Below are 16,025 nucleotides of genomic sequence, written 5' to 3' on the forward strand. Positions count from 1 at the left end.
CGGATGTGGTTATGAGAAGGCATCAGGCAAGACCAAGCGAAGGGCAAACGTTCCCTGCTCCGTAGGTCAGGACCGGAAGGCGCCAGTCTGAATATTGAGAGTTCTATTTTCTTTGGTGTACTCAGGTCCAACGATGTAGTCCTCGCGCTCCAGTTCGGGATTGAGCGTCGAGGTCGTTAAAATGATCTGGTGTGGTTGGCTTTCGTCATCCATGAGATCCGCAATGACCTTTTGGAAGTTTCGAACTCGGTCGCCGACCATACCCTTGTCTTCCACGTTGTCGAGCAAGAGCATTCTCGGATATCTCATTTGCTGATCCTGTAGTGACGACAGGAGCAAGCCTATGAAAAGGCTATTTTTTACTACAACCATACCACTCGCGCTTGTCGTGATGTTTGGATCACCGTTGATCGCAAACCAGTCGTCCTCGAAGCTGAAGTCAAAATTTTCGAGCTCTTCAAAATCATTGTGTTCTTCGAGGTCCATCTCCAGAACGCGCTTTGTTTGTTCAGAAATTCGGGTCTTCACCTGCCGCCGGCGCTTGTCTCGAGCCAGCCCCAGTGCCTCAATTTCGTTTCTTAGCTTTTCTACCGCGTTAGATGCGGCCTCTTTTGCTTCTTTGACCTCGTTGATCTGTTGCCTGAGGTCAGACAGCTTGCTCAACTCATCCAATCGGGAATCTGTCCTTCCAACTTCCCGGCTCTTTTCTGAAATCAGCGCGGTTCGCCCGTCGATGGAAGCATTTCTGACTTCATCGAATTGCTTCATCTGGCGCGACATACTTGTCTTTAGGCGGGTAGCTTCCTTTTTGAGAGTGTTTAACTTGTCCATACGCCTTTCTTGTAGGCGTAAGCTCTCAGAGATTTGTCCTTCGATGTCCATTCTGAGTTCAAAAAGCTTCGTGTCTTTTTCCTCTTTTGGAAGCTCTTCTTTGCATAGGTGGCATTGGTGGTCGGACGTATCGGTCAGCGGTTGTAGGCACGCAGGGCAAAGCTCAAAGGGAACTTCTCCAATCGCCATGTATGTTGCTGCGGTTCTATCGAATTCTTTTAGGAGTTGCTCAAGGTGCCCAACAAAATGATTGCTATCCGAGATTTCGAATTCCAAAGACGCAATTTCACGCTCTACACCCACCAACCTATCACGCACTTTGGTGATGTTCTCATAGAGCTTTCTACGCTCAATCTCAGCCGATCTTGCCATTTGCGAACTGTCAACGTCTGCACTATGGAGGTCTTCAATCTCCTTTTGTAGCATCTCTCTTCGCTGTGATAGATTTTTCCTCTCGACTTCAAATGCGCCATCATTAAAATTCTCGCCTAGATGCGCCGTGGCTCGCAGTAAATTTGTGAGCTTTGTGCTGAGGTCACTTTCTGTCTTTCTGCTCTCCCGAAAAGCAATGCGCTTCGAGTAAAGCTCGTTATTACCGATCCCACAAAGCAGCTCGGATACAGCTTCCCTGGTGTCACGGGGATCAAAGTCTTCGCTTCGGAAAATGCGTTGGAATGGTGTGTTCTGATCTACGTACATCAGTCTTAGAATCTGATGCATCGTGATGTTCGAACCCTCGTCTCCCGGTATCTCCGGAAGACCAAGGGCCTTGAACAAGACCTGACTGAACGTCTTGGAATGATCGTTCCGTGCGTAGGGATACCTCTGCCAACCGTCTGCTGCGGCTTCAAGACCATCCTGCAATTCTCCGAAATAGACGAACATGGGCCGATTGCTGTCGGTTGATACGTCTCTTCGAAGGGAGAGTTTGGTTCCGTTGGCTGAAACCTCAGCGAATACGGTGTCACACCTTTGGGCCACGGGTTTCCACTTGGTCAAGTTTCCGCCCAAGGCAAAGAATATGAAATCTAAGATCGACGATTTGCCCGATCCATTAGACCCGTGAATGATGTTCAAGCCAGCGTGAAACTTCTGATCATAGGCTCGCTGACCGCCTTTCATTACAATCAAGCGATTAAGTTTGAGGATAGACGACATTATCTAAACCTCCCTCCCAACTCCAAATTTGCGCGCCGGAGCAAACCGGTTGGGCCATCCAAGGGTATTTCACTCAGCTCGTCAGTGATAAACCAGAGTTGGCGCGAGTTTTCGGATACAAACGCTTGCAAAACTTGTTTCAACTCGTCGGGAATACCTTTTGAAGACAACGTGAGCTTCCCCTCCTTGAATGCGTCCGCTGATAGTATGTTCTTTGCCACCAATTGGCGTAGCGCTGCTTTTTGGAATACTTGCAACTCGCGAAACACCGTTCGAATATCTGGAAGACTAACAAAACTATCACTCGGCTTCGGAATCTCAAGGTCTCGTAGCGATGACCGAAGTGACCCAAAGCCTTTGTACTGAATTTCATGCAAGTACTCTGGGAACAGTAGGAACGTATCGAGAAGAGATGCTCTCGGAACAGATAATTGCCTCGTAGTCGCCAAGCGCAACGCCATCATTCGAAAACTGCAATGGTGAGGATCTCTCATTGGATGCCAAATTCTAATCATTTGGCTTGGTCCAATTTATGTGACAGTTGCCGGTCAAATAGTAGATTGCGCTGTGAATGTCAGCGATATTGAACAAGTCATTCGATGCCTGCTTTTCACTGAGCGGCGCTAGTACCTTCGAGTGAATGGCCGTGTTCACCATGACTTCGTCTGCACCCGAACGAATGAGAGGCGCTATGTGTACCCGGAAAAGCGTGAGAACTTCGCTCAGAAACTGCCGGTATTTTTGGCGAGCGCTGCCGGAAATAGCATTTCGCCTTACCATTTTATGGATTCGTTCTTTCTCAGCCTCGGCCTCGTCAATTTCTTGATCGCACTTTCCACCCTTTTCGAGCTTTTCAGCTAGCGAAAGCCGATCACCCTTCACGGTACCTATGTAGTATTCAAGGTCATCGACAGAGACTTGGCCATCAACGTCCAAACTCTCCAAATCAAAGAGCTCCTCAAGAAAATTTCTGATGCACAAGTAGCCAAATTCATCCTTATGACCAAATTTGCAAATGTCGCGATGGTTTGCATCAATTGGGATGGGGTCACAATCCGGAACGCCCGGGTTGGCAGAGCCTGCATCGACGACCATAGCGCCGTTAGTGTTCATCGTTTCATAGAAAGCGCAGGATCTTACTCCTGCCGTGGGCGCTTTATTTTTGTACCATGTGTTCAAGTCCACCAACAAGGCGCCGGCCTTCTCAAGTTCCTTCGTCTGTTTTGACGCGACACCAGGGATCAGTGACAAGATTGACGCCAATGGCGATCCAGAGTGTGGACTAGCAAGGAAGACTACCCCCTTGCAGTTGTCGAAGATTGCTTTCTTTGGGGGGGTGGTTGAGCTTTCGCAAGCGCGGAGCATCGCCTTAGCGATCACACCACCGAGGCTGTGACAAACTAGAACCAGTGGCCTTCTGCCAATCTTCTTTGCACGCAATAGTTCGGACAGGCTCGCCGCCACAGTAAGGAGAGAAAGGTCGGGTCCGTTCAGAAGTGCGCTATATTTTGATGTCGGGTAGTCCAAACCCCAAATCGAAATTCCCGGAAAGGCCTCTGACAACCACACGGGCCAGACATCGCCAGAACTACCGGATGGGTTTTCCCAACAGCTTTCGAAAGCATCTCCTAAACCATGCATAAATACGACATCTACGGTAGGCTGGCCGTTCGGAGGAGTGTAAATTTCATTTAATTGAAAAACTGACAAGTAGTACCTGCGCAGGTTGATTTCGTTCAGTCTGACAATGCGCAGATACCACATGTTGTGCAAGTCGTCAGTTACTTCATAGCGCTGAGGGTTTTGCGTGCCTCCTTCTCGGCAGCTGACCCCTTCACCCATTGCCACGGGGTGCGCGGCTTCCTCGCTTTCGCCAGTTCGGGGCTCGCCTTGGCGTCGCTGGCCGCTGCGCGCAGGCGTTCGCGGGCCTCGCGCGGGTCAATCTTCAGTTCTTCACAGAGCGTCTTCAGGGTGATGATGTCAGCCATTTTCGATCTCCTAAGTTGCTGATGCAGATCGATAAGACGAGATGAGCAGCCATGTCAGGGACAACCCTAGGCCCGGCCAAGCGCTCCCGTGGCCGTGCCATCAAAGGTTCTCAATCACGGAGTTCGGGGCTTGGTTGTTGACAGCCAGACATTGCCTCTAGCCATCCAACAAAAATCGCCGGACCTCATGAAAGAAGCCCGGCGACCTTTGGTGCATTTACATTAAGGCAGAAAGGATCTGAATGATCCTCTCCGTAAGGCTCCAGACGCTGTCAATGTTTCCGGCGACAGCTACTGCCCAAAGCAAAATGCGTTCAGTACTTCTCCTCATGGATCCGCTCCTGAGGGCGGAGGTGACCTCCTCAACAGGATGCGGATACAGGTTAGCCGTCGGCCTTATGTCAGGCGGTTGCAGCCAACACCGTTGTTCCCGACACGCCCTGATGTTTGGTCTTCGACCAGAGCCGGAGAAGCTGCTTTTGTCGATGTATGGGACCCTCGCAGCGCTTTCAAGGAACCCTAACCAAGCTCCGGCATATGCAGCGATAGGCGCGCGTGGCCGCGTTGTATTGAGCCAGCAGGACGTTTGACCGGCATTCGCGACATATCCAGCCCGACGCCATACCAAGCTTGACGCTGGCCCCTGCACGCTGCGCAGACGGCTTCCGCACCGGGAAATACCCTGACGACTGCCCACGCCCAATCTTATTGCGCTGTTGCGACTGCAATCAGTGAAAGGAGATCGAAATGGTCATTCGCGCAACTTGGAGCTTCAACGGACAGGAGAAAACAATCCTCGGCAATTGGCATCGCCTTTGGTGCCTGCTGTTCGGCCCATTCTACTATGCGTTCAAGGGCATATTCCTGTGGGCCATCTTGTCGCTGATCACGGCGAACGGCCTGTGGGTCGGCTTCCCCCTGTTCAATCGCGCCATCGTGCTGCGCCACTACCATCGCAAGGGATGGGTGCAAGAATGACGCCGTGGACACTCCAGCCGATGAGTAAACCCACCCCCACGGCACCCAAATCAGTGATTGCAGACGGTCGCCAACACGAGCCACTTGAAAAGACTCAGATATTTGGTTCCGCCTCACCTCCAACAGCCTGATCAATAGTCCGCGTGTCGGTCTCGGGTGTGTCTGCGCGATCCCGACGAGGCCAAGGCAAGATGTGACCACTGGGCATGGGGGAAGGCGCTTTTTTTATTGGCGCAGGCCCTTTGGGCTGACAAGGGGTCATGCATACTTCCGAGGTTTTCGGCCCCTAGCCGATTTCAAGAACGTCAAGAACGTCAAGGGCGTCACGCGTCATCGGGGCGAACTTGAAGAGTGAAATGCGCCAAAATCATCGATGGCGATGTTGGCGTTCTTGGCGCACTTCATATCCTACCTGTGGTCATTCTTCGTCGGGTAATGCGCGAAACCAGCTCTTTCCCTTCTTCTTCGACAAAACGCCCAAAGCTTTGTAAGCCCGCTCCAAGGTCTTGGGGGAGATGTCCCGTGTGGCAGCCTCCTTTTCGACCTTGGTAGATGGCTCTGACCCGTTCTTGAGAAACACGCGCAGAAACTGGGTCGCTTCGTCCAGCGCCGACATTCGCGGAGCGCCTTCGGAAGAAATCAAGTCGTCAATCGTGATGTCTGACGGCCCCAGCCAATTGAGGGATGCCCAGCCGCCATCTTCTCCGACGATTTCATAGCTCTGCGTTTGCCCGCGAACGGCAATATTGTGCTTGATGTGCACAATCAGCTTGGTCGAACTGTCGTTGGGGTGTTCGCACACCAGAAACGCCGATCTCGCCGCGCCGATCACATCCATGGAACCACCCCCCTGATATATGGCCTTGCTGTGCTTGGCCTTCGTCAGGTGCCGAATGATCACCACGGCCGTTTCACCAGCCTCCGCTATGTCTTTTAGGAAAGACAAAAGCTGCCGGATCACATTGGGCTTGTAGATATCCTGCCCTGCCGGAATGTAGGCGAACAAGGGGTCAAGGATCAGAAGGTCCGGTGGCTTGCGCTTCACTTCGCGCATTAGGGCATTCAGCCCCTTCTCGTCGAGCGACAGGAAATCACCCTGCACGCGAATTCGCGACGGGTCGCCCCCCATCGCATCGATGCGCGGCCGGATCGTGTAGGCTGCATCATCCTCGGCGCTCAGGTAAAGCACGCGACCACGCCCGACCTTTTGTCCATCTGGGAGTTCGCCGCCGATGCTGACCTGAACCGCGAGTTGCATGGCGAGGAAGGATTTACCCACGCCGGGGTCGCCCTCCATGATGGTGATCATGCTGAACGGGATGAACGGCTCCCAGAGCCAGACCACCTCTTTTGGGTCAATGGTGTCCAGATCGATGAAGAGTTCTTTTTTCTTAGAAGTCATTCGGCGTCCTCCACCTTCGCGATGATCGTGTAAATCTCGCGCTCTAGGCGCTTCACGTTGTCGCCGTGCTTCTCACGAAAATATGGACTGGTCCAAATGACGCTGGCAATTTCGTCCAACGATGCACCGGCCTCGAAGAGGCCAGCCGCCATCGCGAAAACTCGACCTGACCGATCAGAGGCACGAACTGAGTTGTGCCTGATCAACGAGCTTGCCGACGCATCCAGCTTTCGACGGTATCGTCTCCATACGTCCATTCTGTCATGTGCATACGGGTTTAGCCCGCGCTCCTCGACTTTGGCTGTTTTCTTTCTTTTTTGGCCGCGAAGAAGTTTTGGCCGCGCCTTTATCGGCGTGAGGTCGCATTTTAAGAGCGGAATGAACGGCTTGGCATATTTGGGCTTGTGGTTGAATGAGCCGGGCAACCTAAGAAGTTTGTTGGCCGCACTGCCGCCGCTGTCTCCCCCGTGCCGCTTCGTGAGAGCCATCGAAAATGCCGCAGCCTCATCGGGCGTGTGGGGGTTATCCCAGAACCATAGAGCCTGCGTGTGTCCCGGCGATGTCTGCCAAACGACTGAGGGGGCAGGCCTGAATGAAAAGGGGTCAGCAGCATCAACGTCACACCACCCCCACCAACACGTTTGAGACACGCTGCTGAGGAGGCGGTTTTTCTCGATGAAGGTGTTGGGGCTGAAAAACTGATCCCAGTTGTGCCGGTTGTATTTTCGCAAGATGCCGACAAAGTTCATGTCATCGGCAAGTTGGACGAACTCTTGAACCATTCTGGACGACCCCTTCTTGCGAAAGCAAAGGGAGCCAAAGGTCTCAGTGTAATCCTGCACCTGTGGTCCCCAGATCGCGAACAGGAACTCATCCTGCTCCTTCATGGTCGAGCGGTCCGGCCACCCGTCTTGCCAAAGCGTGGGCGTCAAGTAGTCATCTATGGGAGTTGTCATATTCTTCTCTTTCTGTGCACGCAGCTCTATGGCGCGTGCAAAATGCGCGGCACGTTCGTCTGCGTTGTGTTCGGGGGTGGAGGGGCGATTACCGCCCCACCGTCGCTGGTGTCAGCTTCTGCAGATGAGGATAGGAGGATGCATACCTGTAGTGAGCAAATACCACCGGTCGACTGCGTCAGCGTCCCATGTGGACGGGCCAATCCGAGGGGGAAATATGCCTCTAGCCTCAAGGCGCTTCAGGTGTTCCGGACTATTCTTGATGCCCAAAACTCTCAGGCAACGTGAGCAATACGTACGCGTGTGGGTAGGTTCCATAAGGGCTTACCTCGCATCCGCATAAGTCCACGAGGCGCGTTCAGCCTTGCGAGCTTCAATCCAAGACAAAACCTCTTCGCGATCCCAGCACACGCAAGCACCCGAAAGGCGAATGCGCACGGGAAAACGGCCAGCTTGTTCAAGTCGGATCAGTGTGGAATTCGACTGCCAAATTCCTAGTTCTTTCAGATCATCTCTCGACAAGAGAATCTTGTTGGTGCTTGTGGCGAACTTTGCCATTTGTGGCTCCTTCTCGGTTGGGGGAAGGAGAATGCGCATTCTCTAAGTGACGTCTGAGAGTGAAATAGCAGTGGCGCAGATCGCGAAATAGACGGCGAAAACCAGTTAGGTCATTGATTTATTTTGGGTCGGCCCGAGCGGAAAATATCGTGCTTCCCGGTCTGCTTGACGGCAGCAAGGCGCGCGCGCTTGATGCCAGCACCTGAAACGTTCTGAAACTTTTCTCTGGCCACCTTTTCGGTTTCGTTGACACTCAGCCGCGCTTGTTCAGTCTTGGAAATCAAATCGACGAACCACTCATGGCATTTTTTCTCAGCGGCAGATGTGAAGCTTGGCTGAGAGTCATCCAGATCAAGCAAGCAGCTTTGGAGTTGTTTAGCGTGGACTCTGCATAGCACGGGCTCGTTGACGCCAGCATGGAACTTGGTGTCTTCATGCAGACGGATCGAAAAGTATTCGTGATCGACCTCGACGGGCTGAAGTTGGCCAGAAACCTCGTGGTCAGACGTGTGCCAATGCGCGGCGACATCGCCAGACCTGAGAATGTTGCGTAAACGTGTTAGCACGACCTTGTGATTTGGGGCATCCTTCTCAAAAACGCTTTTGTGCCAAGCGTCTCCCAGCGAAGCCTTTCCCACGATTTCAAAAGCTTCACGGAGGCCGACGAATGGGCTCTTGTCGAAATCGTTTACTGGCAAGTCGTCACCCTCTCAAAATTTCGCCGATGTGCGCTGCCCACTGTGCCAGCGCCTCACGCTTCTCGTTGAAATACGTGTAGCGATTGTAGGTTGCGCCGACGCCTGAGACGACTCCTGATTTGTGGTTGGTCACGGCGTCGATCACATGGGGCATCACGCCAAGCTTCGCCATGCCTGTCGAGGCCGTGCGACGGAAGTCGTGGAAGCGCCAGTCAAGCGTTCCCTCTGGCAGAGCGGTATCGAGGCGTTCCTTTAGGCGTCCGAACCCAGATATCGCAGAACGCCCAGTCGTCGTGAACACGAAGTCGCTGTCGAGGAACCTGTGCAGTCCACGGAGGATGTCCAAGGCCTGATCGGGCAACGGTACTATGTGTAGGCGAGCGTTTTTCACACGGTTGGCTGGGAGTTCCCAGATACCCTCATCAAGGTTGAGTTCGGACCACCGCATCCCCGCGACTTCGCTCCGGCGCTGCCCGGTTATCAGTAGGAGCTTGAGGAAGGGGCCGAATGGGTAGCCCTCCGCATCGCTGTGCTGCCATATCGCGCGAATTTCGGCATCGCTCAGCACGCGATCACGCTGAACCTCACGCGTAGGCGGTCTGAGGAGAGCCACAGGCGACGTTTCGATGTCGCCGCGCATGATGCACCAGTTCATGAGCTTTTTGATCGCTGAGAGCGCCCGATTTGCCCGTGTCGGCGTGCCGTTGGCGATGATGCCGTCCAGCACTTTGCTGACATCCTGCCGCTTGATCTGGTCGATGGGCCGATCCTTCAAACCATCGAACTTGTGCAGAACACTTTCGGTGCGCTTCCAGTCCTTGGTGTTGGGCTTGGCATGAAGCTCGATGAACTTGGGGATCATCTCACCCAGTGTTTCGGTCGATACCTCTGAAACCTCAGGGGCCTTTTCGAACTCGCCCAACTCGACATCACGGGCGATTTCCATCGCGCGGCGTCTGGCGTCGGCTAGGGAGACCACAGGATAGGGGCCGATTTTAACGCGTCTGCGCGAACCGTTCGGTCGGACCAACGTGTAGAACACCTTGGCACCTGTGGTCGACACACGCACATGCAGGCCGTTTACTTTCTGGTCGCGGACCTCGTACCGTTTGATGGTCGCGGGGGGCATCGCGTCGAGCGATTTGGTTGTCAGCATCTGTTTCATGCAGACATCGTAAGACACCCAGAATCCGCGTGTCAGGGTATGGTTTGGTAGGAACAGCAACAAACTGAGATAGAGTTTGGCAGAATGCGTGCGTTAGGTAGAGAGGCGGGCCTCGCTTTGGCTGCTCTGTGGTCGCACAGAAAACCGGCCAAGTACGACAGCTGGGTGTGATGATGTCATTGCTGATACCAGCAAGATCGGTCAACTTGCACGTGCCCTCAAAGAGAGTTCCTCCATGTCGAATTGCGAACCAGAAACAGAAACAGAAACAGAAACAGAAACAACGACCAGCGCGCAATCTTCACTTGATGGGTATTGGTATCAGCTAAAAGTATCCGTTCTTTTCGCGTTAGACCTTTTGGCGAACAAGCAGCAAACGGATCAAATCACTCTTGAACCTGCGAGCGAAGAAGATCTCTACACAGAATTGACTGGTGAAGTCTGCGCACTGACGCAAGGCTTCAAGGTGAGAACAAAAAAATTGATTGTGCAGTGCAAACTACGAAGCACCGGGCCTTGGAAAATCAATGAAATAAAATCTTTGCTTGCTCACGGCAAAAGGCGGAAACCGGCGAAAGAAATGCTAAAAGACGCTGATGCACACTACTTGCTCGTGACATCAGCGGACCTCGATGGCGTCGCCCGAAAACTGTCAGTAAGTGGCCCGACGCAGTGGAGCCAACTGAAGCCGATGCCCCCGACGCTCAGGGGCGCTTTACCCAATGGAGCCGATGGTCGCGTCGCCGTCTGGAACAGTCTCGATCAGGAAAAGGTGGAGCATCGCATAGTCGACCGGCTAACAGAGCGGTTCCGTGTGCCGCGCAGTGGCGTCCAAGCATGCATTAAACAGTTGGAAGAGGGCGCATTAATACGCATGAAAGGTGCTCAGGCCGGTGTTTGGACGCGGCAAGAGATCATTGGCATCGTCGAAGCACATGGGGGTTATGATGGTGTCTCAAAAGACCTTAGTCAGTTTGTGCACCCTGCCAATTGGGACGACCTTCTGGCCCAACTGAAAGAAAGGAATGCGATTGTCCTCACAGGACCGTCAGGAACGGGCAAAACCACAGCTGCGAAGGCTTTAATCGCGACACTTCGTGAAGAAAATGCGGGAATTACACATGTAAAAATTGAAGGTGGTCCAGAACGTCTTAGAGATGACAAAACCATAGGGTCAGTTGTCTTTGAAATCGAAGACCCTTGGGGAAGGTACCGGGCCGAGCCAGGCAGCCTACCTTGGAATGACGCCCTAAATGAATTCCTTGGGTCTGCGTCACCTGACCGAATGTTCGTGATTACCAGCCGCAGCGACGTGATAAAAAGCGCAAACTTGACGTCGCTTGATCAGCGTTTTGTGGGTGAACTTCTTGCAGGGCATTACCGAGCCAACGAAAGAGGCAGGCTATTCGACTTGAGGCTTGGGGGGTTACCTAGATCGGAACAGGTATCGGCACTCAAGTATCGATCAACAGTTATCAAAAACCTAACTCTCCCGCTCGAACTGGATCGCTTCTTCGGTGCATTGGGCCTCGGGCCTGACGAAAACGAAAGTGAAGCCACCTACATGCATCGGTGCATTGATGATGCGCGAAAGCAGTCCATCGAAAGCGCACTAGTTCTTGCTATTGACGGACAAGAGATTTGGGAAGGGGCCGCAGTACTCTGGGCATTGCTGAAGGTGAGAAAAAAACTGACGTTTAATGCCCTTGGGGAAATCGAGTATTATCTCAGTCAGACGGTCCCAAAATTGGAAGATCGACTATCTGGCCTCGCGAGCTTTCTAGTTGCAGGGGGGAACTTTCGCCAAGACAAGACAGAATTTACTGTTGCGCACCCTCGCGTGGAAGCTGGCCTCGAACAAGCAATGCTGAACAAGCCGATTGCGGCCTCACGTACTCTGAGTTTCCTTCTCAATGCATTGGTCGGGATCGACGAACATAGTCAAACGGATTGGGGCACAGAAACGGCAGCCCAGATTGTTGCCGCGCTTCGTTCAACCAAGTTGACAAATTCCAAAATAACGCCCCCGACCCAGCAGCGCATTGATGATTGGCTCACGATCCGTCTCGCCGCCCTAGATAGCACATTTGGCGATGACCTCTCTACTGCGGCCAAAGCTGGGTCTCAGAAATGTGCTGTAGCTGAGCTTGCTCGTTGGCTCGAGGAGAGCCCCATCGACAAGCAATGGTTCAACATGACTTCATGGAAAGAACCCAAGAAGTCGGATGACTGGTATGAGTGGGTGTCTGGAGAACCTCATACGCATGCCATTTGCGACGCCTTTATTACTAGGATTGCACCTTTCAGAAATGGTTCATTTCAAGGAAGCTTCCACGAAGCAATCGGAAAGCTATCATTAAATTTGACCCCATCATTTTTGCGAGCGCTCCAAAAAATTATCGGCCATGGCTACAATCCCAACGCAGATGTCCTGATTGATGGTGCGCTGGTAGACGCTGAGGCGTTCGCTCAAGTCTTCACCGAAGCGGCGCAGTTTTTCGACGAGCAGCGAACTAGTCAAAACAGGGAAAAGCTGCTCCCGCTTTTCAATCGCGACTACGATGATGAAGCGATTGACCACTATTGGGAAAGCATGGGTGAGGACGGTTACACTGCGAGTGAGATACTACGCGCCTACATAGTGTTACTTCGAGAGCGTGATGAATGGTCGCTTTTGAAGGATCACCAAAACATTCGGGGGTTTATCTGGGAATGGGTCCACGTAGCGCAGAAAAGCGACCATCCTCCTTGTGCAGCAGAGTTATTAGCCCTCTATGAACTTACCAAGTGCGGTCGATACGAAAGCGATTTCTGGGAGCTTCTCGAGAAACACTATGACCCAGCTCTAGAGAGCTTGTTGCAAGAACGAGTTATCACCGGTTCTGAAAACGACGATGCGCGTGTGAGTGCTTCTCGTGCTGCCCTAAGGCACGCGCCTTTGTTGATAGAAGGGGCATTCTCAGCATCATCGGATTTGAAGCCACAACGGCTACTTGAATTGGCCCTCGATGTGCAAACTTGTTTGGACGATGAAAAAAGAGAGGGCGAGGTTTCGGACTTAGACTTCAGCAAGCTCACAAGCGAGCTTGAGCAAAACAAAAAAGACGCCATTTCAGCATTGCTCGAAGACAACGGTATCGGCATTTCGGCACCATGCCGTGAATTGCTGGCATCAATCCCCGAAGACACACATCACAGCCTCAACCTAGCTGTTTCTCGGACTTTGACCCAATGTGGACAAAACGTTGAAGGCAGATTGACGAACATACTTTCTGCAACGCTAGAGGTGGACGAAGGAAACATCGACATCGCAACCCAAGCGATGCAGCTGGCCACGACGATTGCAGCCAACAGTTTGGTCGACCTTGGATTGCAGCACGACTTTGCCAGAGTTCGTATAGAGGCAATGAATGCGGTCTTTGCTTCGTCAACCGATGCGTTGCCCGCTCTCCTTCTCGAAACTCATCGTGACGCAAGCAGCCTGGTGCGAAGACGTCTTGTCGAAATGCTCACGGAAAAGCAAGATCGCTCTCATATTCCAACGCTCATCCAGCTCTCATATGACACGTGGACGCCAGATCATCACCAGCATTACGAGGAAAACGTTTCCTTTCCAATTGCAGAAAGCGCAATCGAGTTGCTTCGCGAACAACCGTCTCTTTCAGACGAAGTGTATCAAGAGCTAGTGAAGTCCCTACGAGCAACAAAGAACTATGATGTTCGTTTGCAATTGCTTCGTACCATGGCACGGCATGGAGCAGTGGCACGTCAGGCGAAGCTTGTAAAAATTGCGATTGGTGAAGGCCGACCGACATTTCAAGAGTTGGTTGCACGTGCCTTATTTTTCGAGTCTGACAGCTTCGACAGTGGAAATTTGGATCTGGTCGACGACGACAAGCTTGCTTCGGTTGGCCCCGAAGTCTGCATCTGGCTTTGCATGCTGACAGCGTTGGTCGCACCTGAGGACCGCTTGATGCAAGCCACAAAGACTCTAGCCACCAACCCAGACAGGCAAGTGTTCGTATCGCTGATCTTATTGACCATTCCGAAACACCGCACCGAGGCGCAGTACGAAACGATAGCCAACTTTCTACCGAAGGATGTGGTCGCGAAACTTGAAAAGATGGTCGAAACTGAATGTAGTGAAGATCTGACTTTTCTTGACTCTCTGGGTGACGTCAAATCCGTCGAGCGCATCAAGTGGGCTTTCCGCATATGGTACAAAAAAACGCCTGAGTCGAAACGTAAGTCTCGAAGACGTAGAGAAAAATTGGCGTAAAAACCTCACACCTGCCTTTTTGCCCACGGATTTCCTGCTTGGCTAAAGCTGATCTCAATGTCGTCGATTGAAAACGCGTTGCACCTTTCGACCTTTGCATCATCCACGTTGAACAGAGCGACGTTGTAGCCGTGCTCTCCTCCAAATGAGCTTTTGTAAACAATGCCGTCGAAGCCTTCGCATTTAACTGCTTCGGCCAAAATCTGTGTCGGGGCGTACTCTGCACCTGTGTCTGTTCGTGTGGTTGGTTTGGAAAACGCACTATCGATATCGTTCCAAACGCACCTGTTCGCTTTTTCATGTGAGATCGGTGCGTCTCCCGTCAACTCGCTCATGGTCAGTTCAGAAAATATGTTTTTGCCGTGGCCAATGGAGAGGTTGACGATGCGGAGGTCTCTTACGATAGCAAGCCATGCAATAGAGATCGTTTCCCCAACCCAAGGCCTGACTTCAGACACTGCGGTCTTCTTTGAGGAAGCCAAATACAAGGTAACTACGCCGCTTGGATTGGCGCGCCCATCAAACGCGAACTGCCTTTTGGGGAGAATCCTTTCTTCGCTTGCACCGGTGATGTTTGTGACTTCTCCATATTCACCATAAGTTTCCTGATAGTCTCGAACGGCCCTAACAAGTTTTGATCCACCACGGATTGTCTCCTCTCGTTCATGGACGCTTTCACGAAATACCCTCACAAACTCGAGACTGGAATCATCAAGTGTATAGCGGTTGGAATTCCTTACTCTATTGGAGAAATTCCAATATGCCCGATAGTCAGTGAACATGTCTGATGCTCCAATATGTACTTCGGTCGAACTATGCCCAAGGCCATGCGTTCTTCAACAAATTAAACTAGTGAAGGGGTCAGCGGGGTGCCGTATGGGTGCAAGAAATCATGGGTTGAAACGATATACTTCGCTTCGTCCTGAAATGATATGCGGGACCCAGCAGTCTGATGTCATTGGGTAAATCGTTCAGAAAGCAACGGCGTGCTCTACTCTGCATAGCATCAAAGGAAAATTGAAAATCCTCGTGTCGGTGGTTCGATTCCGCCCCTGGGCACCATTTAAACTTTTAAAAATAAACAGTTTATTTCCGACAGAGAATTCTGCACATTTTGCATGATGTTTTCTAGGCTACATAATCGCATCCGTAGGAGAATATTCCTCAGAGCGTTCAGCGCACCGTTGCTTGCTCCCAAAAAATATTCGGTCTTCCCGTGCGACACTATCGAAGCTCCTCAGTATGACTAAGCATCAAAAAGTTAACTGAGATAGGAGCCTCAAATTGCAGCCTGAACAAGAAGCAAAACCCCAATTTTTGACCGTCGATCAGGTCGGAGAACGTTATGGAACGTCCAAAGCCTCGATCTGGCGTTGGCGCAAGAAGGTCAAGCATTTTCCAGCACCTCTCAAGGTTGGCCCGAACTGCACGCGTTGGAGAATCTCCGATCTCGAGAAATACGAGCAGGACCTCCATGACATCAGCAGGACCGCCTTTCCCTCACCATATGATGAGGGACTTTCGGAGCGCGTTGAAATGACTTGATCTCACGATATACACCTCATCCTGCGTCAAGCAGATCTCTCAGGTTGCGAATGCGGTCAGGTGTCGGACGTGGATCACTGCCGAGCTATGGTTGAATTTGGGTGACGCGCATCATCAGGCGGCGCGGTTTTCGGCGTCGTTGGTCACTTCGAGACCGTTATTGAATTTGATTCCTTCGATGACTTTTGGCAACTGATTTCTGCCCTTGAGGCGCAGCCATTTTTTCGATGCAGCCTGAATGAGGGTAAAGACCATCAGCTTTTCGGTCTTTTGTGACAGCGCGCCTTTGGTGCGACCTGTTCTGTGCCGAACAGTCGCGAAGACGCTTTCAATGGGGTTTGACGTGCGCAGGTGGCCCCAATGGTTCCGCCGGGAAGTCGAAGAATGCGAGCATCGCGTTTTGGTCTTTGGTCAGGCAAGCAACACCCTTTGGGTATTTGACGCCATACTTTTCGGAGAACACTGTC

The 16,025-nt window shown here is 52.1% G+C and carries 13 protein-coding genes and 1 pseudogene; 3 read left to right on the forward strand and 11 right to left on the reverse strand.

The window, feature by feature from the left end; all coding sequences use genetic code 11:
* Positions 1–66 precede the first annotated feature (66 nt).
* The 4 genes from BLT54_RS21180 to BLT54_RS21195 are packed head-to-tail and all read right to left on the reverse strand — an operon-like array spanning position 67 to position 3,977.
* A complete protein-coding gene (locus BLT54_RS21180) occupies positions 67–1,989 on the reverse strand; it encodes an AAA family ATPase (protein WP_074647422.1) in 1,923 nt (640 codons plus the stop codon).
* A complete protein-coding gene (locus tag BLT54_RS23180; RefSeq protein ID WP_425429343.1) occupies positions 1,989–2,504 on the reverse strand; it encodes an ABC-three component system middle component 5 in 516 nt (171 codons plus the stop codon). The genes BLT54_RS21180 and BLT54_RS23180 overlap by 1 nt, the downstream gene beginning before the upstream one ends.
* Complete coding sequence (locus BLT54_RS21190) at positions 2,497–3,753, reverse strand: ABC-three component system protein (RefSeq protein ID WP_074647424.1); 1,257 nt, start codon at positions 3,751–3,753, stop codon at positions 2,497–2,499. The genes BLT54_RS23180 and BLT54_RS21190 overlap by 8 nt, the downstream gene beginning before the upstream one ends.
* A 17-nt stretch (positions 3,754–3,770) precedes the next feature.
* Positions 3,771–3,977 (reverse strand): hypothetical protein, encoded by a 207-nt coding sequence (locus tag BLT54_RS21195; protein ID WP_074647425.1) that lies wholly within the window; start codon positions 3,975–3,977, stop codon positions 3,771–3,773.
* Between the two features lie 747 nt (positions 3,978–4,724).
* Here BLT54_RS21195 and BLT54_RS21205 point away from each other — a divergent pair.
* Positions 4,725–4,955 (forward strand): hypothetical protein, encoded by a 231-nt coding sequence (locus BLT54_RS21205; RefSeq protein WP_074647427.1) that lies wholly within the window; start codon positions 4,725–4,727, stop codon positions 4,953–4,955.
* 418 nt (positions 4,956–5,373) lie between these two features.
* Here BLT54_RS21205 and BLT54_RS21210 read toward each other — a convergent pair whose 3' ends face one another.
* From BLT54_RS21210 to BLT54_RS21230, 5 genes are all read right to left on the reverse strand, one after another.
* On the reverse strand, positions 5,374–6,357 hold the full coding sequence (locus tag BLT54_RS21210; protein WP_074647428.1) for an AAA family ATPase: 984 nt from the start codon (positions 6,355–6,357) through the stop codon (positions 5,374–5,376).
* Positions 6,354–7,313, reverse strand: coding sequence for a DNA-primase RepB domain-containing protein (locus BLT54_RS21215; protein ID WP_074647429.1), 960 nt, complete (start codon positions 7,311–7,313; stop codon positions 6,354–6,356). The genes BLT54_RS21210 and BLT54_RS21215 overlap by 4 nt, the downstream gene beginning before the upstream one ends.
* A 324-nt stretch (positions 7,314–7,637) precedes the next feature.
* The gene (locus tag BLT54_RS21220) at positions 7,638–7,871 is read right to left on the reverse strand and encodes a helix-turn-helix transcriptional regulator (RefSeq protein ID WP_074647430.1); all 234 of its coding nucleotides are present in this window, start codon (positions 7,869–7,871) and stop codon (positions 7,638–7,640) included.
* Positions 7,872–7,981: 110 nt separating this feature from the next.
* Positions 7,982–8,569: a hypothetical protein gene (locus tag BLT54_RS21225; RefSeq protein WP_074647431.1), complete on the reverse strand. Its 588-nt coding sequence runs from the start codon at positions 8,567–8,569 to the stop codon at positions 7,982–7,984.
* 4 nt (positions 8,570–8,573) lie between these two features.
* A complete protein-coding gene (locus BLT54_RS21230; RefSeq protein ID WP_074647432.1) occupies positions 8,574–9,734 on the reverse strand; it encodes a tyrosine-type recombinase/integrase in 1,161 nt (386 codons plus the stop codon).
* 235 nt (positions 9,735–9,969) lie between these two features.
* Between BLT54_RS21230 and BLT54_RS21235 the strand changes: the two genes are divergently transcribed.
* Complete coding sequence (locus BLT54_RS21235) at positions 9,970–14,013, forward strand: nSTAND3 domain-containing NTPase (protein WP_074647433.1); 4,044 nt, start codon at positions 9,970–9,972, stop codon at positions 14,011–14,013.
* Positions 14,014–14,018: 5 nt separating this feature from the next.
* Here the strand turns inward: BLT54_RS21235 and BLT54_RS21240 are convergent, their stop codons facing one another.
* A complete protein-coding gene (locus BLT54_RS21240; protein WP_074647434.1) occupies positions 14,019–14,795 on the reverse strand; it encodes an RES family NAD+ phosphorylase in 777 nt (258 codons plus the stop codon).
* Positions 14,796–15,297: 502 nt separating this feature from the next.
* Between BLT54_RS21240 and BLT54_RS21245 the strand changes: the two genes are divergently transcribed.
* Complete coding sequence (locus tag BLT54_RS21245) at positions 15,298–15,558, forward strand: helix-turn-helix transcriptional regulator (protein WP_074647435.1); 261 nt, start codon at positions 15,298–15,300, stop codon at positions 15,556–15,558.
* Between the two features lie 114 nt (positions 15,559–15,672).
* On the opposite strand, the pseudogene BLT54_RS21250 reads toward BLT54_RS21245, so the two are convergent.
* A pseudogene (locus BLT54_RS21250) lies at positions 15,673–16,025 on the reverse strand (transposase); the annotation flags it as partial.

The sequence above is a fragment of the Celeribacter baekdonensis genome (genome assembly GCF_900102315.1).
GTDB lineage: Bacteria > Pseudomonadota > Alphaproteobacteria > Rhodobacterales > Rhodobacteraceae > Celeribacter > Celeribacter baekdonensis.